The organism is Roseovarius carneus (assembly GCF_020141465.1).
Classification (GTDB): domain Bacteria; phylum Pseudomonadota; class Alphaproteobacteria; order Rhodobacterales; family Rhodobacteraceae; genus Roseovarius; species Roseovarius carneus.
In genome coordinates, this window is record NZ_JAHSPD010000001.1 from 1,645,559 (window position 1) to 1,664,570 (window position 19,012).

24 protein-coding genes and 1 tRNA gene are annotated in these 19,012 nt (G+C 61.1%); 10 read left to right on the forward strand and 15 right to left on the reverse strand.

Translation table 11 applies throughout. The features are described 5' to 3' along the window. The first annotated feature begins 8 nt into the window (after positions 1-8). The 6 genes from KUD11_RS08255 to KUD11_RS08280 are packed head-to-tail and all read left to right on the forward strand — an operon-like array spanning position 9 to position 3,123. Positions 9-362, forward strand: a complete 354-nt coding sequence (locus tag KUD11_RS08255) for an Mth938-like domain-containing protein (protein ID WP_109385127.1) — start codon at positions 9-11, stop codon at positions 360-362. Positions 363-410: 48 nt separating this feature from the next. After that, a complete protein-coding gene (gene ccmA, locus KUD11_RS08260) occupies positions 411-1,028 on the forward strand; it encodes a heme ABC exporter ATP-binding protein CcmA (protein ID WP_109385126.1) in 618 nt (205 codons plus the stop codon). Beyond that, positions 1,025-1,681 carry a heme exporter protein CcmB gene (ccmB, locus tag KUD11_RS08265; protein ID WP_109385125.1) on the forward strand — a complete coding sequence of 219 codons (657 nt, stop codon included), beginning with the start codon at positions 1,025-1,027 and terminating at the stop codon, positions 1,679-1,681. The genes ccmA and ccmB overlap by 4 nt, the downstream gene beginning before the upstream one ends. Before the next feature lie 20 nt (positions 1,682-1,701). Beyond that, complete coding sequence (locus KUD11_RS08270) at positions 1,702-2,433, forward strand: heme ABC transporter permease (RefSeq protein ID WP_109385124.1); 732 nt, start codon at positions 1,702-1,704, stop codon at positions 2,431-2,433. Beyond that, positions 2,430-2,588, forward strand: a complete 159-nt coding sequence (gene ccmD / locus KUD11_RS08275) for a heme exporter protein CcmD (RefSeq protein WP_109385123.1) — start codon at positions 2,430-2,432, stop codon at positions 2,586-2,588. Before KUD11_RS08270 ends, ccmD begins: the two co-directional genes overlap by 4 nt. After that, entirely contained in the window at positions 2,581-3,123 is a 543-nt protein-coding gene (locus tag KUD11_RS08280; protein ID WP_109385122.1) for a DsbE family thiol:disulfide interchange protein, read from the forward strand. The genes ccmD and KUD11_RS08280 overlap by 8 nt, the downstream gene beginning before the upstream one ends. 54 nt (positions 3,124-3,177) lie before the next feature. Here the strand turns inward: KUD11_RS08280 and KUD11_RS15190 are convergent, their stop codons facing one another. Both KUD11_RS15190 and acnA read right to left on the reverse strand, forming a co-directional pair. Further along, positions 3,178-3,312 carry a hypothetical protein gene (locus KUD11_RS15190; protein WP_258305383.1) on the reverse strand — a complete coding sequence of 45 codons (135 nt, stop codon included), beginning with the start codon at positions 3,310-3,312 and terminating at the stop codon, positions 3,178-3,180. 353 nt (positions 3,313-3,665) lie between these two features. Beyond that, the gene (gene acnA, locus KUD11_RS08285) at positions 3,666-6,353 is read right to left on the reverse strand and encodes an aconitate hydratase AcnA (RefSeq protein ID WP_109385121.1); all 2,688 of its coding nucleotides are present in this window, start codon (positions 6,351-6,353) and stop codon (positions 3,666-3,668) included. 221 nt (positions 6,354-6,574) lie between these two features. Here acnA and KUD11_RS08290 point away from each other — a divergent pair, with 221 nt between their 5' ends. Next, positions 6,575-7,285, forward strand: coding sequence for a DUF1223 domain-containing protein (locus tag KUD11_RS08290; RefSeq protein WP_109385120.1), 711 nt, complete (start codon positions 6,575-6,577; stop codon positions 7,283-7,285). Here the strand turns inward: KUD11_RS08290 and KUD11_RS08295 are convergent. From KUD11_RS08295 to KUD11_RS08330, 9 genes are all read right to left on the reverse strand, one after another. Continuing rightward, the gene (locus tag KUD11_RS08295; protein ID WP_109385119.1) at positions 7,277-8,221 is read right to left on the reverse strand and encodes a lysophospholipid acyltransferase family protein; all 945 of its coding nucleotides are present in this window, start codon (positions 8,219-8,221) and stop codon (positions 7,277-7,279) included. The genes KUD11_RS08290 and KUD11_RS08295 overlap by 9 nt on opposite strands. A gap of 74 nt (positions 8,222-8,295) precedes the next feature. Further along, a complete protein-coding gene (gene nthA / locus KUD11_RS08300) occupies positions 8,296-8,940 on the reverse strand; it encodes a nitrile hydratase subunit alpha (protein WP_109385118.1) in 645 nt (214 codons plus the stop codon). Next, complete coding sequence (locus tag KUD11_RS15195; RefSeq protein WP_109385117.1) at positions 8,930-9,205, reverse strand: SH3-like domain-containing protein; 276 nt, start codon at positions 9,203-9,205, stop codon at positions 8,930-8,932. Before KUD11_RS15195 ends, nthA begins: the two co-directional genes overlap by 11 nt. Next, the gene (locus KUD11_RS15200) at positions 9,198-9,542 is read right to left on the reverse strand and encodes a nitrile hydratase subunit beta (protein ID WP_258305382.1); all 345 of its coding nucleotides are present in this window, start codon (positions 9,540-9,542) and stop codon (positions 9,198-9,200) included. The genes KUD11_RS15195 and KUD11_RS15200 overlap by 8 nt, the downstream gene beginning before the upstream one ends. A 39-nt stretch (positions 9,543-9,581) precedes the next feature. Beyond that, entirely contained in the window at positions 9,582-10,661 is a 1,080-nt protein-coding gene (locus tag KUD11_RS08310) for a flagellar motor switch protein FliG (protein ID WP_109385116.1), read from the reverse strand. A gap of 125 nt (positions 10,662-10,786) precedes the next feature. Beyond that, on the reverse strand, positions 10,787-11,320 hold the full coding sequence (locus KUD11_RS08315; protein WP_109385115.1) for a tetratricopeptide repeat protein: 534 nt from the start codon (positions 11,318-11,320) through the stop codon (positions 10,787-10,789). 99 nt (positions 11,321-11,419) lie between these two features. Then, positions 11,420-11,584, reverse strand: coding sequence for an adenylosuccinate lyase (locus tag KUD11_RS08320; protein WP_109385114.1), 165 nt, complete (start codon positions 11,582-11,584; stop codon positions 11,420-11,422). Between the two features lie 97 nt (positions 11,585-11,681). Next, a complete protein-coding gene (purB, locus tag KUD11_RS08325; protein ID WP_109388043.1) occupies positions 11,682-12,992 on the reverse strand; it encodes an adenylosuccinate lyase in 1,311 nt (436 codons plus the stop codon). Between the two features lie 153 nt (positions 12,993-13,145). Then, positions 13,146-14,357, reverse strand: a complete 1,212-nt coding sequence (locus KUD11_RS08330) for a bifunctional alpha/beta hydrolase/OsmC family protein (protein ID WP_109388041.1) — start codon at positions 14,355-14,357, stop codon at positions 13,146-13,148. A gap of 261 nt (positions 14,358-14,618) precedes the next feature. Between KUD11_RS08330 and KUD11_RS08335 the strand changes: the two genes are divergently transcribed. Then, a complete protein-coding gene (locus KUD11_RS08335) occupies positions 14,619-14,984 on the forward strand; it encodes an MliC family protein (RefSeq protein WP_109385113.1) in 366 nt (121 codons plus the stop codon). Positions 14,985-15,113: 129 nt separating this feature from the next. Here the strand turns inward: KUD11_RS08335 and glnA are convergent, their stop codons facing one another. Together glnA and KUD11_RS08345 are read right to left on the reverse strand one after the other, a co-directional pair. Continuing rightward, positions 15,114-16,520: a type I glutamate--ammonia ligase gene (glnA, locus tag KUD11_RS08340; RefSeq protein WP_109385112.1), complete on the reverse strand. Its 1,407-nt coding sequence runs from the start codon at positions 16,518-16,520 to the stop codon at positions 15,114-15,116. A gap of 67 nt (positions 16,521-16,587) precedes the next feature. Next, on the reverse strand, positions 16,588-16,926 hold the full coding sequence (locus KUD11_RS08345) for a P-II family nitrogen regulator (RefSeq protein WP_109385111.1): 339 nt from the start codon (positions 16,924-16,926) through the stop codon (positions 16,588-16,590). A 178-nt stretch (positions 16,927-17,104) separates the two neighbouring features. On the opposite strand from KUD11_RS08345, the gene KUD11_RS08350 reads away from it, so the two are divergent. Continuing rightward, positions 17,105-17,407 carry an NAD(P)H-hydrate epimerase gene (locus KUD11_RS08350; protein ID WP_109385110.1) on the forward strand — a complete coding sequence of 101 codons (303 nt, stop codon included), beginning with the start codon at positions 17,105-17,107 and terminating at the stop codon, positions 17,405-17,407. Between the two features lie 53 nt (positions 17,408-17,460). On the opposite strand, the gene KUD11_RS08355 is transcribed toward KUD11_RS08350, so the two are convergent. After that, complete coding sequence (locus KUD11_RS08355) at positions 17,461-17,934, reverse strand: Hint domain-containing protein (RefSeq protein WP_109385109.1); 474 nt, start codon at positions 17,932-17,934, stop codon at positions 17,461-17,463. Between the two features lie 178 nt (positions 17,935-18,112). Here KUD11_RS08355 and KUD11_RS08360 point away from each other — a divergent pair. Next, positions 18,113-18,196, forward strand: a tRNA-Leu gene (locus KUD11_RS08360). Positions 18,197-18,345: 149 nt separating this feature from the next. On the opposite strand, the gene KUD11_RS08365 is transcribed toward KUD11_RS08360, so the two are convergent. Then, positions 18,346-19,011: a hypothetical protein gene (locus KUD11_RS08365; RefSeq protein ID WP_397545239.1), complete on the reverse strand. Its 666-nt coding sequence runs from the start codon at positions 19,009-19,011 to the stop codon at positions 18,346-18,348. Position 19,012 lies beyond the last annotated feature (1 nt).

Consider the following 19,012-nt stretch of genomic DNA (forward strand, 5'->3'; position numbering starts at 1 on the left):
GCGCGTTGATGCAATTGCACGAGATCACCTTCACGGAAGCCACTCCGATTGACGGCTACGGCCCCGGATTTTTTCGTATCGCGGGGCAGATTATCGAGGGTGCAGCCTGTGTGGCCGCCGAGGGCGCGGGCCCTTGGGGCGGGTTTCAGGACACCGGGCCCCTCTTGGCGTTGCGCGGTGAGGTGGATGTGATCTTCATCGGCACAGGAGCCGAGATTGCCCATATCCCCGCCCCCTTGCGCGCAGCGCTTGAAGAGGCCGGGATGGGAGTCGAGATCATGAGCTCTCCCGCCGCCTGCCGGACCTATAACGTGCTGCTGTCCGAAGGGCGGCGCGTGGCGGCGGCAATCCTTCCGGTCTGAAGGGGCAAAGCCTTTCGCGCCGCAGCGCTTTGGGATAGGGCAGGGCAAATGACGCTTACCGTTCAGGATATCAGCGTGGCGCGCGGAGGCATCGCGGTGCTTGAAGGGATCAGCTTTACGCTGAGCCCCGGCCATGCCCTTGTGCTGCGTGGTCCCAACGGGGCGGGCAAGACGACCCTTCTGCGCACAATCGCGGGGCTTCAGCCTGCGCTCAGCGGCCAGATCGCAGCACCCGAGGGTGGCTTGGTCTATGCGGGCCATGCGGACGGGATCAAACCGACACTCACCGTGGCCGAGAACCTCGCCTTTTGGGCGCAAATCTTCGGCACGTTCGGTATCGACGCAGCCCTCGCCGCTTATGAGTTGACCCCGCTTGCGGACCGTGCGGCAGGTGCGCTCTCAGCCGGGCAAAAGCGCCGTTTGGGCCTTGCGCGGTTGCTCGTCACAGGCCGCCCGCTCTGGGTGCTGGACGAGCCGACAGTGTCGCTGGATACCCATGCCACCGGGCTTTTTGCCGCCGCCATTCGCGCGCATCTGGCGGGCGGTGGTGCGGCTCTCATGGCCACCCATATCGACCTTCGGCTCGCCGAGACAGCCATTCTCGATATCAGCCCCTTCCGCGCCTCCGCCGCCGTGCTCGACAGCTTTGACGAGGCGTTCTTGTGATCGCGCTCCTTACCCGTGATTTGCGGCTTGCCCTGCGCACGGGCGGCGGTTTTGGCCTCGGCCTCGCGTTTTTTCTGATCGTGGTGGTCATGGTGCCCTTCGCCGTTGGCCCGCGCGCCGACCTTTTGTCGTCCATCGCCAGCGGAGTGCTTTGGATCGGCGCGCTTCTCGCCTGCCTCTTGTCGCTCGACCGGATCTTCGCGCTGGATTGGGAGGATGGCTCGCTCGATCTGCTGGCCACTGCACCTTTGCCGCTCGAAGGGCTGGTCTCGGTCAAGGCGTTCGCCCATTGGCTCACCACGGGCCTGCCGCTGGTGGCTGCGGCCCCTGTGCTGGCCGTCATGCTCAACCTGCCGCCGCAAGGGTTCTTCCCGCTGATCCTCTCGCTTCTCTTGGGTACACCCGCGCTTAGCGTCATCGGCACGTTCGGGGCCGCGCTCACCGTGGGGATAAAACGTGGCGGATTGCTCCTCAGCCTTCTGGTTTTGCCGCTTTACGTGCCTACATTGATCTTCGGGGCCGAGGCTGCGCGCCGTGGTGCCGAAGGCCTGAGCATCACGACCCCGCTCGCGTTCCTTGCGGGCATCACCTGCGGCACCATAGCCCTCTTGCCCTTCGCGTCTGCGGCGGTATTACGGATCAACCTGCGCTAAGCGCACATAAGGGAGACACCATGGCCTCGCTCTGGGAATATGCGAACCCAAAGAAGTTCATCGCGACATCGGACCGCGTGCTGCCCTATTTGGGTGGGCTTGCCTTGGTGTGCCTCGTGGTGGGCCTCGTGTGGGGCTTTTGGTTTACGCCCGAGGATTTCCGCCAAGGCCATAGCGTCAAGATCATCTATCTGCATGTGCCCTCCGCCTTCATGGCGATCAACGCGTGGATCATGATGCTGGTGGCCTCGCTTATCTGGATCGTGCGGCGGCACCATGTCAGCGCGCTGGCCGCCCGCGCCGCCGCCCCTGTGGGCGCGGTGATGACGGTGATCGCGCTGGCCACGGGTGCGATCTGGGGACAGCCCATCTGGGGCACATGGTGGGTCTGGGACCCGCGCCTGACCTCGTTCCTGATCCTGTTTTTGTTTTACCTCGGCTATATCGCGCTCTGGGCGGCGATCGAGGATGATGATACTGCCGCCGATCTCACGGCGGTCCTTTGCCTTGTCGGGTCGGTCTTTGCCCTGCTCAGCCGCTATGCCGTGATCTTCTGGAACCAAGGTCTGCATCAGGGCGCAACGCTCAGCCTCGATAAGGAAGAGAACATCGCGGATGTGTTCTACTTTCCGCTTCTGGTCTGTATCGCGGGCTTCGTGCTCTTGTTCGTCGCCTTGGTGCTCTTGCGCACCCAAACCGAAATTCGGGCCCGCCGTATGCGCGCCTTGCAAGCGCGGGAGCGTCTGGGATGATGCCTGACCTTGGTAAATACGCGGTCGAGGTGCTCTCGTCCTATGCGGTCACGCTGGCAATGATCATAGCGCTTGTCTGGATCTCCATGGCGCGCGCGCGCCGGGTGCGGGCCGATCTCAGCGCGCTTGAAAAGCGGGTCCGCGGCAATGGGTAAAGTTTCGCCCCTGATGATGGCCCCGCCGCTCATCTTCGCGGGACTTGCGGCCCTGTTTTTTTATGGCATGAAATACGGCGATCCCAACGCCCTGCCATCGGTCTTTATAGGAGAGCCTGCACCGCCTGTGCCGTCCGAGCCCCTCGCGGGCCGTGTGCATCTCACCGATGACATGCTGCGCTCGGGCGAGGTCACGGTTGTCAATTTCTGGGCCAGCTGGTGCCCCCCCTGCCGGGCAGAGCATCCCTATCTTTTGCAGATGCAGGCCGAGGGTATCCGCGTCGCGGGCATCAATTTCAACGACACGGCCGCGCAGGCAAACCGCTACCTCGATGGCTCCGAAGACCCGTTTATCGGCATCGGGTATGACCCGTCAGGGCGCGCCTCCATCAACTGGGGCGTGACGGCCCCGCCTGAGACATTCATCGTCGATGGCGACGGCACGGTGCTCTACAAATTCACTGGCCCGCTGGTGGGCAGTGATCTTGAGCAACGCTTCCTGCCCGAGTTGAACAAGGCGCTGGGCCGAGAGTAGAAATGCAATCAGGGCGGGCAGTTTATCCACAGACGCTCGCACTCTGAGATCACATTACAAACTACAATGTTGCTCCGCCACAGGCCCTGTCGCGGGACAGGCCACTGGCTCTTCGCTGCCGGAATGAGCGCCGAAAACGGCCAGAAGGGTTAGGATCGCGGCCTGCACCGAGATAAGAATCCTACGCATTGCTCTGCCTCTTTTTTCTCCCTCAAGAGCGCAGATCCCAGATTCTGGGAAGGGTGATAATGCGCGCGCCTTCCCCCTAACCGGCGCAGATCGGCGGAAATCCGGGCGCAAGGTGAGGCCGCGGGCAAAATCCTGCTCAAATCGGGTTAGCTAAAGCGTTCCGCCAAAACCCTGAACCACAGCTTTTGGCGGAACGCTGTCCAAGACATGAGCGGTGCACGCGCATCGCCTTTATCTGATGGCCCAGGTGAAAGGCGTGACGCTTTAGGCCCCGCAATTTACCGCCCGTCAAAGAAAAAGCGCCCGCAGAGTGATCCACGGGCGCTTCGTCAAAGTCTTGGTGTTTGGCGCGCTCAGGCGGCCTTTGCCAGATTGCGCAGCACGTAATGTAGCACGCCACCATGCTCAATATACTCAATCTCGATCGCCGTATCGATCCGGCATTTGAGCGTGATTTCCTTCACAGTCCCATCCGCCATGGTGATGGTGCAACCGACTTCCTCAAGCGGCTTGATCGTGTCGAGCCCGTGGATCGAGACGCTCTCTTCCCCGGTCAGGCCAAGCGTCTTGCGCGTGTCGCCGCCGGTGAACTCAAACGGGATGACACCCATCCCCACCAGATTGCTGCGGTGGATACGCTCGAAATTCTCGGCAATCACAGCTTTCACACCCAAAAGTGCCGTGCCCTTGGCGGCCCAATCGCGGCTGGAGCCCGCGCCATATTGCTCACCGCCAAACACAACCAGCGGCGTGCCATTTGCCTGATGGGCCATAGCCGCGTCAAAGATCGCCATCTCGGAGCCGTCCGGCCCCTTCGTATAGCCGCCCTCAACCCCGTCGAGCATCTCGTTGCGGATGCGGATATTGGCGAATGTGCCGCGCATCATCACCTCGTGGTTGCCCCGGCGCGAGCCGTAGGAGTTGAACTCCCGCACAGGCACTTGCCGCTCCAGCAGGTATTGCCCGGCAGGCGTGGTGTCCTTGAACGACCCCGCTGGTGAGATGTGGTCGGTCGTGACCATATCGCCCAGAAGGGCCAGAACACGCGCGTCCTTAATGTTGCTGATCGTGCCCGGCTCGGCGGCCATCCCCTGAAAATAGGGCGGGTTCTGCACGTAAGTGGATTGCGGGGGCCAATCGTAAGTCTCGCCCTCGGAGGTCTCGACTGCCTGCCATTTTTCGTCGCCGGTAAAGACCGAGGCGTATTTCTCGACAAATGCCTCGCGTGTCACCGTGGCCTCGACCAACTCGGCAATCTCGGCCTGTGTGGGCCAGATATCCTTGAGATACACGTCCGTGCCTTCTGGTGTCTGTGCGATGGGATCATGGGTCAGATCAATATCCATCGTGCCCGCCAGCGCATAGGCCACCACGAGCGGCGGTGAGGCAAGATAGTTGGCGCGCACATCGGGGCTGATCCGCCCCTCGAAGTTGCGGTTGCCAGACAGGACAGACGTGGCCACCAGATCGCCCTCGGCAATCGCCGCCGACAGTTCCTTTTGCAGCGGGCCGGAATTGCCGATGCAGGTGGTGCAGCCATAACCCACAAGGTTAAAGCCAATTTTATCAAGGTCTTCCTGAAGACCCGCTGCCTCAAGGTAATGCGACACAACCTGAGAGCCGGGCGCAAGCGAGGTTTTCACCCACGGCTTGCGGTCCAGACCCAAAGCAGCCGCCTTGCGCGCCACAAGGCCCGCGCCGATCATCACATAAGGGTTCGACGTGTTGGTGCAGGACGTGATCGACGCGATCACAACATCGCCGGAGCTGAGCGTATACTCCTCGCCCTCCACGGCGACTTCCTTGTGCATGGGGCGTTTGAACGTCTCTTTCATCTCGCGGGTGAAGGCGGTCTTGGCATCTGTCAGCGCTACGTAATCTTGCGGGCGTTTGGGGCCGGAGATCGCGGGCACGATGGTGCCCATATCTAGATGCAGCGTGTCGGTATAGATGGGCGCGTAATCATCGCCGCGCCAGAAACCGTTCTCCTTGGCATAGGCCTCGACCAGTTGCACACGCGCCTCATCGCGGCCCGTATTGCGCAGGTAGCGCAGCGTCTCGCCGTCAATCGGGAAGAAGCCACAGGTCGCGCCATATTCCGGCGCCATGTTGGCGATCGTCGCGCGGTCCGCGAGCGGCAGACTGTCCAGCCCCGCGCCATAGAATTCCACGAACTTGCCGACCACGCCGCGCGCGCGCAGAAGCTCCACCACCTTCAGGACCAGATCGGTCCCGGTGGTGCCTTCCATCATCTTGCCTGTCAGCTCAAAGCCCACAACCTCGGGGATGAGCATCGAAATGGGCTGACCGAGCATGGCCGCCTCGGCCTCAATGCCGCCCACGCCCCAGCCCAAGACGGCCGCGCCGTTCACCATGGTTGTGTGGCTGTCCGTGCCCACGAGGGTGTCTGGATAAGCCACCTCGGCCCCGTTCTGATCCATATCGGTCCAGACGGTTTGCGCCAGATATTCAAGGTTCACCTGATGGCAAATCCCGGTGCCGGGGGGCACGACGCGGAAATTGTTGAACGCGCCTTGGCCCCATTTCAGGAACTGATACCGCTCCATATTCCGTTCATATTCACGGTCCACATTCAGCTGAAACGCGCGCGGGTTGCCAAACTCGTCGATCATCACCGAATGGTCGATCACCAGATCGACGGGGTTCAGCGGGTTGATCTGCTCGGCCTTGCCACCCAACGCCACGATCCCGTCGCGCATCGCCGCGAGATCCACGACAGCAGGCACCCCGGTGAAATCCTGCATCAACACGCGTGCGGGACGATAGGCAATCTCGCGTGGGTTCTTGCCACCGGCGGTGGCCCATGCGGCAAAGGCGCTGATGTCATCCACGGTTACGGTCTTGCCATCTTCAAAGCGCAGCATGTTCTCCAGCACGACCTTCAAAGCGGCGGGCAGGCGGGAGAAATCCCCCAGGCCCGCCTCGGTCGCGGCATTGATAGAATAATAGGCGAGGCTTTGGTCCCCGACGGTGAGGGTCTTGCGGGTTTTGGCGGTGTCATGTCCGACGGTGATGGGCATTGAGGCATCCTTTTGGCTGGTGCGATCTGGCTTTGATATGCTTCTCGCGCATTTGAAATATCCGTTCAAGAGCGCGGTTACAGTTTTTGTATACTATTGCACACAATTTATCAATTCTTACAGAAACTCACTAGTGAATGACGATTCCTTGATTGGTCTTTGCGCCAGAAGCTGCCTAAATGGAGGTGGCGGATACGCGCCAGTAGAACGAAAGTTTCCCCATGCGGTTTTTGATCTCGCTGATTCTTGCCCAATTCTTGCTCCTCTCGCCCGCAATGGCGCAGGAGCAAACAGCCGCGCAACGGCCTGTGCTGGTTGAGCTTTTCACATCTCAGGGCTGCTCGTCCTGCCCGCCTGCCGACGCACTTTTGCATGACCTGGCCAAGCGGGATGACGTGATCGCGCTAGCGCTGCATGTCGATTATTGGGATTATATCGGCTGGAAGGATGTCTTCGCCAAGCCCGCCCATTCCAAGCGCCAGACCGCCTATGCCCATGCGGGCGACCGGCGCACACGCTACACGCCGCAGATGATTGTGAACGGGGCCGACCATGTGGTTGGCAACCGGGTCAAGGATGTTACAGCTCTGGTAGATCGCCACGCGCGCGTGGCGCCCAAAGTGGCGTTGGAGCTGACCCGCACAGGCGGACAGGTGACGATTGATGCGCGCGCTCTGGAGCCGCTCAAAGGCCCTTTGGTGGTGCAAGTCGTGCGCTACTCCCCTGAAAATTCGATCAAAATCACCCGTGGTGAGAATGCAGGGCGCACGATCAATTATGCCAATGTGGTGACGGACCTCACAGAGATTGGCACATGGGATGGACGTACGCCGCTGAGCCTTAAGGCGCGGGTGGGAGAGAGCAGCCCGATTGCCGTGATCATTCAATACGCGGGCCACGGCGCTGTTGAGGCGGTGGCGAGCCTACGCTGATTTATCCGCGATTTGCGCCGCGCGCCGCGCGCCCCGCTCGGCCATATGGCCGGTGCCGTCTTTCCAACGGCGATGAATCCAGAACCATTGATCAGGATGCGCGCGCACCTGCGCCTCAAGCCGGTCGTTGAATTCCTGCGTCATCGTGATTGCATCAGACGGCTCAATCGGGGCCTCAACGACAACCTCAAAGCTCAGCCCATCGGGCTGGCGAATGCCCCAGACGGGCACCAAGGGCGCGTCGAATTTCAGCGCAAGCTCTGCTGTGACGAGAGAGGTCAGCGCGGGCTGCCCGAAAAACTGCAACGGCACGCCATCATGTGCGTTGAGGTCGTTGAGAATCGCCAAAACCCCGCCACCACGCAAGTGTTTTACCATCTGGACCATCCCGCGCTTGCCCTGCGCGAACATCGGCTGGCTCAGCGCGTTCATCGCATCGGCGTAGTGGCGGTTGAAAAAGCGATTCTTTAGTGGGCGGTAAAATCCGCCCATCTCAAACCCATGTTCTATCATAGCCACCCTTGCGGCGTTAAAGCTGCCGAAATGCCCGGTCACGAAAACCACGGGGCGCCCTTCGGCGCGCGCGGCACGGATCGCGTCAAGCCCGGGGCCGGAGACGGGCGAGTGGCGTGCGCGCGCGGTGAAGGCGCGGGTCGAATACATCTCGATAATGTTGCGCCCGGCATTGTCGGGCACCGTGCGTATCAGGCGGCGCATGTCCGCCTCGGGCATGTCGGGCATCACCAGAGCAAGATTTTCGCGCACCCGCCGCGCGTATCCCGCCACTGGAGCAACCAGACGCGTGGTTAACCATCCCATGGTCGGGATGCGCCAACGATAGGGCAGGATTTGTGCCAGCCCAATGAGCGCGCGCAGCACAAGGTTCACGCAATACTCGCCGATCCGTTGGGGCAGGGGGTCGTTGGCGGGGCTCATTTGGGCGATACTCACGGGCGGGTTGGGAGGCTGACGAGGCTCACACATAGGCGTCCCGGCGCGGGCAGGCAAGCTTAGCCGCCGGGCGCGCGCGGCAGGCCGGCCCCGATCATCGCGTCACGGGTGACAAGTGCGGCGAGCGCGCCCTCATCCATACCGTCGCTGCCCGCAGGGCGCGCGGGCAGCACGATATAGCGCATGTCGGCGGTGCTGTCATGGACGCGCAAGCGGGTCGTTTCGGGCAGCTCCACCCCGAATTCGCGCAGGACCGAGCGCGGCTCCTTCACCGCGCGCGAGCGGTAGGCGCGCGTTTTATACCAATCGGGCGGCAGGCCCAGAAGGTTGCGCGGGTAGCACGAGCAAAGCGTGCAAACGACGAGGTTGTGGGTGTCGGCGGTGTTCTCCACCGCGATCAGGTTGAGCGGCCCGATGTCAAATCCCATTTCCTGGCTGGCCGCGCCCGCATCCGCCAAAAGCCGCGCCTTGAAGGCAGGATCAGTCCACGCGCGGGCGACTACAGCGGCCCCATTTGCAGGGCTGCGCCCATCCATCACGTCGATCTGTGCCGCAATTTCGGCGGGGCTCAGCACACCCTTTTCGATCAGCAATTCGCGCACTGCGATTTCCATGGTCTGAAAATAGCTCAGTGGCGTGTCGTTATCCGTGCGAAACGGATGGCCCGACGGGCTCAAATGGTCATGCGGGTGATCATGGGGCATCGGGGAGCCTCTCCAGCCAGTGTTCGTATATTTCGGCTTCGACGAAGTCCTGCGGCGCTTCGGCCTCCGCGCCCCAAAGCTCGGCCATGGTAAAGCGCACGCGGTAGAGGTTTTTGGGCGCGGCGGGCAGGGCATAGGCCAGTTGCTCAGGGTTCTTGAAGGGGCCAAGGCTCCGCTCAATCTCGCCTGTCTTGCCGCGCAAATAGAAAGGCGCGCGCACATGGCCAGGCGGCATCATGGCCTTGACGCGCACGCGCTCAGCCATCCTTGACGCTCGCCTCACCATAGCTTGGGCCGCGCGCCTTGATCTGCTCCATCCGCGTGCCGAGCTCTTCTATGGAATAGACCCCTGCCTCGATCAGGTTCTGGTTCACGGCTGCGATCCAGCGTTCGTAATATGTATGGTTTTCAAAGGCCTCAGGGCCCATATCCTCCAGCGCGCGGCGCAGGCCATCCACGGTGAAATGGCCCTTGGTGCCGCACAGGATCATCAGCGCGTCCACGCGTTTTTCCCAAATGGCAAAGTCATGCCCGTCCTTCGGCACCTCCCCAGCGGGAAGGCCCCCCATATCGTGCCAGCGGCGTCCGTCCATCTTATCCATAGGGCCGAGCCTAGGAGCGACGCGCGGGCCTGTCTACCGCTATTGGGCTGCGGCCTCCTCTTGGTCTTCGTCCTTTTGCACGAAAGTGATCTCACCCGCCGCTGCCAATTGCCGGATGCCGTTAACGACTTGCGTCATGGCCTCCTCGCCCTCTTTGGGGCGCACGCGGCCCATTTCCGCGATCTCCTCGCGCAGGGATTCGGCCATGCGTTTGGACATGTTCTCAAGGATGAATTCTGCCACATGGGCCAGATCGCCCGCCTGTGCTGCGGCCAGCGCAGTGACCAGAACCGCCTGATCCACGCCGCGGATCGCATTAGGCACATCCGTGGGCTTCAATCGTTCGGGAACATGAATAAAGGTGAAGATGGCCTTGCGCACGCGCAGGGCAAAACCCTCGTCTTCCTCGTCCAGCCCGCTCAGCACCGCATCGCGCAGCGCCGATGTGGAGGAGTTGAGGATCGCGCCGATCCGCTCCACAGGCCCATCGTCAAACGCCACTTCGGGCCGGTCAGCCAGCTGCGCGGCCAGCGATAGCCCGATGCGGTCCACTGCATCCGGTGTCACATTACCTGTCTGACCAACCGCAAATGTGAGCCGCCGGGCCTTGTCGCCCGGTATCCGGCTCAGCAAATCAGCGGCGCGCGTCACGTCCAGTTTGGAGAGCATGACAGCGGCCACTTCGGTGCTTTCCGCCGCGATAATCGGCACCAGATCATCCAGATCCGCCGCGCGCACCTGCTCCCAGGGGTCGCCAAACTGCCGCACGCCCGCCTCGCGGCGCAGCCTTGCGGCGGTTTGCGGGCTGATCCGCCCGTTGAGCGCGCTGAGCGCACCCGCCATGCCATGCGGAAAGGTAAGCCCCATCGCTTCCAATTCAGTCGCGAACTCGGCCACGACCGCGATCAGTGTTTCGCGGTCTACGTAGCGCATGCTGCCCATCTGCGTTGTCAATGTTCCCTGCAAATCGTCCGGCAGTTCGGCAATCGGGACATCCGCGCCTTCGTTCAGCAAAAACCGCACGATTATTGCCGCCTTTTGCTTGCGCGTGAGTCGGGAAGCAGCGGAGGCCTGAGCGGGCGGCGGCGCTATTCGGGCAAGGGGAGATGATTGGGCCATTCGGTCCTCGTTAAGGCTTTGGCTCAATCTAGCTTGTAACTGGTGAACAAATCTCTAAGCCGACCCGGTCATTTGCCATGGGTTGGCCGAAAAAGGCCGGAGCACCGCCCCGGCCTTAAACAGTTTCAATAGCTGTAGGTCGCGCCGGTTGACAGGGCGCGGGCCAGCGCCTCCTCCGGCCATGTGCCGGTGTCGCCCGAGGCGCGGATCGCATTCAGTTGCACGCGGGCCTCGACGAGCTTTCCCTGCTCCACAAGGGCTTGACCCATGTAGGAGCGCGCGAGCGAATTGTCAGGATTGGCTTCAAGCGCCTTTGCGTAATAGGCCATTCCACTCGGCACATCACCCAGCTTGCGCTCGGTAAAGCCCCAATAGGTCAGCACGCGATCGTCGGTTTGATCCGGCATCGCGGCAAGCACCTTTTGCGCATTCTCATATTGGCCAGCATAAGCAAATTCGCGCACCGCACCGTAGAGCGTATCTGCGTCCAGCCCTCCGCTCTGCGGGTTGACGCACGCCCCTTTGCCACTGTCCCAAACCTGCCCGTTCGAGCATGTCTTGGTCGTCTCGGTGGGGGTGGGTGGAGCGCTGCTCCCGCCGCCTGCCGCAAAGGCAAGGCCGGGGGTCAGACATGCGGCCACTATCAGGTATCTTATCATCGTGCCATCCTATCGTTTGTCCATGTTTATGGACGGTAAGATGACGCGAGAAACGCGTTCGGCCAGTCACAATTGCGCGTGCTGGCCGAACCGTTGATATCAGCTGCTGGCGACGGGCACGCATGTGCCGGTGGCGGCATCGAAGCTGCTGCCTGTCGCGCAGGACATGGCCTGCTCGCTTTTGCCGTAATTGCAGGTTTTGGCCACTGCGATACCCGGCACCATGGCAAGGGCGAAGGCGGCGGTCAGGATCTTGGTCTTCATGATCGTCTCTCCTTTTTGCTGTCTAGGAGTCACAATATATCCCAAATCCGCCGCGCGGCAAAATTATCTGAGCCGGCCCGCGCCCCTATGGCGCAATTTAGCTGTCTTCGCCGAAAACACGGGCAAAAATCGTGTCCACATGCTTGGTGTGATAGCCCAGATCGAATTTCTCCTCGATCTCATCGGCGCCAAGGGCGGCCACGACATCTGCGTCATTCAAAAGCTCTTGTTTGAAATCGCAGCGATGCTCCCAGACCTTCAGCGCGTTGCGCTGCACGTAAGTATAGGCATCCTCGCGGCTGACCCCCGCTTGGGTGAGGGCCAAAAGCACCCGCTGGCTCATCACGAGGCCGGGGAATTTGTTCATGTTCTCAAGCATATTGTCGGGGAAGATCAGCATCTTGTCGATCACGCTGGTGAGACGCGCCAGCGCGAAATCAAGCGTGATCGTGGCATCGGGGCCGATCATCCGCTCCACGGAGGAATGCGAGATGTCCCGCTCATGCCAGAGGGCGACATTCTCCATCGCGGGGATGACGGCCGCGCGGACCATGCGGGCAAGGCCGGTGAGATTCTCGGTGAGCACGGGGTTCTTCTTGTGCGGCATGGCCGATGAGCCTTTTTGGCCCATCGAGAAAAACTCAGCGCCTTCGAGCACTTCCGTACGCTGCATGTGACGGATTTCAATCGATACATTCTCGATGCTGGAGGCTACAACGCCTAGCGTGGCGAAGAACGCGGCATGACGGTCGCGCGGGATGACTTGCGTGCTGATTGGCTCGGGCACGAGGCCAAGCTTGTCGCAGACATGCTCCTCGACCGCAGGATCGACATTTGCGAATGTGCCGACCGCGCCGGAAATGGCGCCCGTGGCCACCTCGGCCCGTGCATCGCGCATCCGCGAAAGGTTGCGGTCCATTTCGGCGTAAAAGCGCGCGAATGTGAGACCCATCGTGGTGGGCTCCGCATGGATGCCGTGGCTGCGCCCGATGCGAATTGTGTCTTTATGCTCAATCGCGCGGCGCTTGAGCGCGACTAGAAGCCCTTCGAGATCGGCGATAAGAAGATCGGCGGCGCGTGTCAGTTGCACGTTGAAACATGTGTCGAGTACGTCAGAACTGGTCATGCCCTGATGCACGAAACGGGCCTCGTCCGCGCCTACATGCTCGGCCAGATGGGTCAGGAAGGCGATGACGTCATGTTTGGTGACGGCCTCGATCTCATCAATGCGGGCCACGTCAAATGTCACATCCTTGGCCTTCCACACGGCTTCGGCGTTTTCGCGCGGGATCACACCCAGGTCGGCCATCGCGTCGCATGCATGGGCCTCGATCTCATACCAGATGCGGAATTTCGTCTCGGGCGACCAGATGGCGACCATTTCGGGGCGGGAATAACGGGGAATCATATGCGTCATGGCCTTTACTTTGGGGCGGTTGTGCGCGGTTTAGGCCTTTGCGACGCGCGCAGCAAGGCGGGCGCCCTGATCTGGGACGTTTGGTCCCGCCGCTTCCGCTGGATTTGGGTATTTTTGACCAAGAAAAAGCAGGGGCCGCGCGGTTTAGCCCATTTGGGTCACGATATGCGCGCTGGCCTCCAGCGTGCGGTGGACGGGGCATTTATCGGCAATTTCCAGCAGGCGGGCGCGCTGATCCGCGTCCAGATCACCGTCGAGAAAGACCGTGCGGATGAAGGTGTCGGCCTTGCCCAGCCGCCCGCAATCGGCGTCTTGCGCGTGGACCTTGTCGTGGCTGACCTCCACGCGGATATGGGTGAGGGGCCAGCCCTTGCGCCGCGCATACATGCGGATGGTCATCGACGTGCAGGCGCCGAGGCCTGCCGCAAGAAAGCCGTAGGGTGACATGCCTTTGTCGGTGCCGCCGTAGGCCAATGGCTCGTCGGCCAGCGCGTGGTGGCGCGGGCCCGCATTCACGTCCTGCAGGAAGCCATCTGGGCTGGCTTCGGCCACCCGCACGATGCCTTCGGGCGCGCCGGGGGGCGGGGCGGGGGGCGTGAGGGTGAGGTAGCGTGTGGCCCATGCAGCGATCACCTCGGCGGCGTATTCGGCGTCTTTGGGGGCGGTGATCAGGTGATCGGCCTCATCCAGTGTGACAAAGCTTTTGGGGTGTTTTGCCGCACCGAAAATTTGGCTGGCGTTCTCGATACCCACCGTCTCATCGCGTGGGGCATGCAGGACCAGCAGAGCGCGGCCGAGATGCGCGATATCGTCTGCGAGGGAGGCGGCGCTCACATCCTCGACGAAGCTTTGCCCGATACGGACGGGCCGACCGCCCAGCTGAACCTCGGCACTGCCGGTGGCTGCGATCTCGTCCAGAGCGCCGCCGAAATTATGGGTGACGTGGCCGGGATCGAAGGGCGCGCCGATTGTCGCCACGGCCTGCACACTGTCGATCTGGCGCGCCGCGCGCAGCACGGCGGCCCCGCCCAGCGAATGACCGATCAAGAGCACAGGGGCCATCCCGCGCGCGGCGAGGGCCGCGGCGGCAAGCGTGATATCCTCGACATTGGAGGTAAACGTGGTGTTCGCGAACTCTCCGCTGGAATGGCCAAGGCCGGTGAAATCAAACCGCAGCACGGCAATGCCCGCCCCCGCCAGCCGGGCCGAGATGCGCCGCGCCGCCGGGATATCCTTGGAGCAGGTGAAGCAATGCGCGAAAAGCGCCGTCGCCATATGGGCGCCGTCGGGCATATCCAGCCGGGCTGCCAGCTCAGATCCATCATGGCCTGTAAATGTAAGGCGCTCTGTGGCCATTTTGGCCCCCTTTTGCTCGTGTGTCACGACAAAGGATAAGGGGCCGCGCGAGGCCATACCAGCGATGTGTCAGCCACGTCACGCGATGGTGACAGGCGCGCACGGGATGAAACACATTGGAGGTTTCAAACGGGCCAGACTGCCTCCGGTTGGACACGTCGCGCCACCGTAGCAGATCATAGCAGGACAATCCGCTTGGCCTGCTTTCAAATCGGTTGCAAGATAAGGCTGCTTTACCAAGCTCAAACCGGAGCCGCGTCTATGCCAATACGAAATCTCACGGCCCTCTGCGCGGCCATAATCTGGGCCAGCCCGCTGGTAGCACAGCCTCAGGCTCAATTTCTGTGTGCGTCTGGCGCGACCGGGGTCTACGCCGTTTTTATGTCGGGTACAGATTCTGCACGGGCGCTGGCCATTTTGGTGTCAGACCCGGCTGAGGGCGGTCAGACAAGCCTGCACGTTCCCTTGCAGCAAGTTCCAAGCGGATCAGGCTTTCGATATTCGGGCGGTGATGTTGATTTTCAGGGCAAAGGCGAGGAGGCTACCCTGAGCACGCTTTCCAGCGGCGAGAGCGTGGCCTGCACGCTTGCCTCAACTCCGCCGCGCGACGTGGTGCCGTCCGAGTAGGATTTGCCGCACGCGGGCACGGGCCTTAAGGGCGACGCTATATTGTCCGGCGCGTTATGCATCCCAGCCCTTGGGCGACAAAAAAGGGCGCCCTGTGACGGGCGCCCTCTCAATTCAAACTGCCAGAGATCAGCAGCTATAATACATCGCGAACTCCACCGGGTGGGGTGTGTGCTCGTATTTTTCGATCTCTTCCATCTTGAGGGCGATATAGCCGTCAATCTGGTCCTTGGTGAACACGTCACCGGCCAGAAGATAGTCGTGATCCGCGATAAGTGCCTCCATGGCTTCGCGGAGCGATCCGCAAACGGTAGGGATACCTGCCAGCTCTTCGGCGGGCAGATCATAGAGGTTCTTATCCATCGCTTCACCCGGATCGATCTTGTTCTTGATGCCGTCAAGACCGGCCATCAGCAGCGCTGAGAAGCACAGGTAGGGGTTCGAGGCAGGGTCCGGGAAACGGGCCTCGACGCGCTTTGCCTTGGGGCTCTCGGTCCACGGAATACGCACACAGCCCGAGCGGTTGCGGGCAGAGTAGGCGCGCAGGACAGGGGCCTCAAAGCCGGGCACCAGACGCTTGTAGCTGTTGGTGGACGGGTTGGTGAACGCGTTCAGCGACTTTGCGTGTTTCAGGATGCCGCCGATGTAATAGAGGGCCTCCTGGCTGAGATCGGCGTATTTGTCACCGGAAAACAATGGCTTGCCATCTTTCCAGATCGACATGTTCACATGCATCCCTGTGCCGTTGTCGCCCGCGATAGGCTTGGGCATGAACGTGGCCGTTTTGCCATAGGCGGCGGCCACGTTGTGGATGATGTATTTGAACTTCTGAAGCTCATCGGCCTGTTTTGTCAGGCTGTCGAAGATCAGGCCCAGCTCGTGCTGGCACGAGGCCACCTCGTGGTGGTGCTTGTCCACCTTCATGCCGATGCGCTTCATGGTGCTCAGCATTTCGCTACGGATGTCTTGGCCGTCATCAATCGGATTGACGGGGAAATACCCCCCCTTCACGCCGGGACGGTGGCCCATATTGCCCATCTCGTAGTCCGTATCGCTGTTCCACGACGCGTCCTGTGCATCAACCTCATAGGAGACCTTGTTGATCGAGGTGGAGAATTTCACGTCATCAAAAAGGAAAAACTCGGCCTCTGGACCCATATAGGCTGCGTCGCCAATGCCGGATGACTTGAGATAAGCCTCGGCCTTCTCGGCGGTGCCGCGTGGATCGCGGTCATACGCCTCGCCCGTGTCAGGTTCCACAACCGAGCAATGAAGGCAGATCGTCTTCTCCGCATAAAACGGGTCGATATAGCCACTTGTCGTGTCGGGCATCAGCTTCATGTCGGAGGCTTCGATGGATTTCCAACCCGAGATCGAAGAGCCGTCGAACATGAAGCCCTCGTCGAGAAAATCCTCGTCGACCTGATCGGCCATGACCGTCACGTGCTGCAACTTGCCGCGTGGGTCAGTGAAGCGGATGTCCACGTATTCAACGTCTTCATCCTTGATGGTCTGGAGCAGATCCTTTGCGCTCATGTCGTATCCCCTTGAGGTTTAGTGTTTAGATTTGTTGGTGAATTTTGGTTGAGTGTTTGAGGCGCTCTTAAAGAGCGTCTGAGCCGGATTCGCCGGTGCGGATGCGGATGGCCTGTTCGATCGGGCTGACAAAAATCTTGCCGTCGCCAATCTTGTCGGTTTTGGCCGCCTCGGTGATCGCTGCAATCGCGGCGTCTACCTGATCATCGTCCAGAACCACGTCGATCTTCACTTTCGGCAGGAAATCCACGACATATTCGGCGCCGCGATAGAGCTCTGTATGCCCTTTCTGACGGCCAAATCCTTTGACCTCCAGAACGCTCAGACCCTGAATGCCCGCTTCTTGCAAAGCTTCCTTCACCTCGTCCAGTTTGAACGGCTTGATGATCGCCTCAATCTTCTTCATGGCTGGCCTCCCTTGGCATGCCCTTCATCGGGGTTGTTCAGACCACTTCTCAGAAGGGGTCTCAATCGGATAGGCTCGGATTATCGCCGCGTCTTCGCAGGCTAAGCATAATTTGATTAAAAAATAGGCAGTCAGCTGCAATTGCGGGCGAAACTGAATCGGGGGCGCCAGAGCTGTCATGCAAAATCCCATCACGCCCGCCGAAATGCGTGCCGTTGAACAGGTCACAATCGCCTCTGGCAGCGTCACAGGGTTGGCACTCATGGTGCGCGCGGGGCGGCAGGCCGCGGCGGGTGTCATGCGGCACGCCTGCCCTGACCTCGCGGGCCACGCACACAAAGCGGTGGTGCTCTGCGGGCTGGGCAATACTGGCAGGGACGGGTTCGTGATCGCACGCGCGCGGGCCGAGCATGGCTGGAACGTGGAGGTTTTCGCCGTATATCTGCCGGAAAGATTGCCGCCTGTTGCGTGCACGTTCTGATCAATGGACGGTTGGTTGAGCCTGAGTGAAGCTCAACCCTAGGGCACTGCGCTCTATAGCAGGCCGGCGCCAAGCTCCAATCCATCCACATAAACCACATGCGGCGCATCGAATTGCAGCTCGTAAAGCACCATGGTCATCAGCCCTTCATTGGTGATGAACTCCCCATCCACCAGCCCCGCCGCAGGCGCAAGCGCCTCACCAAGGCCAAAAAGCGCCTTGGCACGCCAGTCGCGTACCAAGATCTGCTGCGCTTCGGGCAAAACCACGTCGCGGTCTGGCCGCGTGTCGCCGAGCGATCCGGCGAGGATACGAACGGCGCGTGTGCGCAGCACATGTTTGCGCACGTCGTGTAGAATGGCTGTGCCGGTATCGCGTGTAATAATGCGATCCCCGGCGCTCAGATGCTCAATCGGCATCTCGCCGTCCAATGTCAAAACGATACTGCCGGAGAGGACTCCAGCAGGCGTAAGAGGGCCTTCAAGGGTGCTTTGCCCGTGATCGCGCCCGGCCATATCTGGCTTCATGGCGGTATGTCCGTCTGTTGTTATCTGCTCATTATTAGAGACAGTATACGCCCATAAAGGGTAAATGTCCTGCGTTTTTTATCAAACTGCTCCGTGGTACAGATTTTCCACTCGCATCCGCTCGGGCGCTTTGCTAGGACACAAGGCGAGATGCCGCGCGGGCCTGCGCGCATCCATTGCGGGTGTGGCGGAATTGGTAGACGCACCAGATTTAGGTTCTGGCGCCTATGGCGTGGGGGTTCGAGTCCCTTCACCCGCACCAAAGGCGTTTTGCAAAGCAAAACGCCCGGCCAAGCAAAGCACACCCAACCAGCGGCAGGCGTTTGCATCGCAAATGCCGAGAGCGGGTGAGACGTTTTGCAAAGCAAAACGCCCGTTTACATCAGAACGCACCGAACCAGCGGCAGGCGTTTAATGCCCGTAGAGGGCTGAGTATATCCCGAACGCGCCCACGAGGATCAGGCTGAGTGCCCAGACAAGATCGAGATTGAACCACGTGCGTGACAGGAATTTCAGCCCCAGCCAGAGATAGATCACGATCGCGATCACGCCGCCTGCGGCCGTCATGGCGAAGGTATGAATGGCGGCCACTGCAAAGGCGATGCCGACATTGCTGCCCATAAGCTGCTGCGCCGCCGCGTGGCCGGTATCGGCCTCGACCAGCCCGCAGATACCCAGAAAGATCGGCACGAGCATAAGGCCCGCGCCATGCGCCATAGCGGCCAGAAACGACCAGAGCGCCAGCCGCGCGGGGTGAATACGCGCGAGGATTTTCGGGTGCCGCCTGTTGATGAGCAGATAAACACCCATCGCGATCACCAACGCGCCTGCGCCGATGCGGATCTCGCTCTCCCACTCCACCAAAAAGAGCAATAGCGAGAAGGGCAAGAGGATTGCCACCATGGCGAGGAAATGCCCCAGTGCCAACAGCGCGAGCGCACGGGGCAATGCGCTGCGTTTGCGCTCCATCAGCGCGGCAGAGACGGCCAGGGGCCATCCCATGCCGGGATTTACGCCATGGTAGAGGCCCGAGACGATGACGGCCCCCCAGAGGGCCGCCGCCGAGACTGGTTCGATC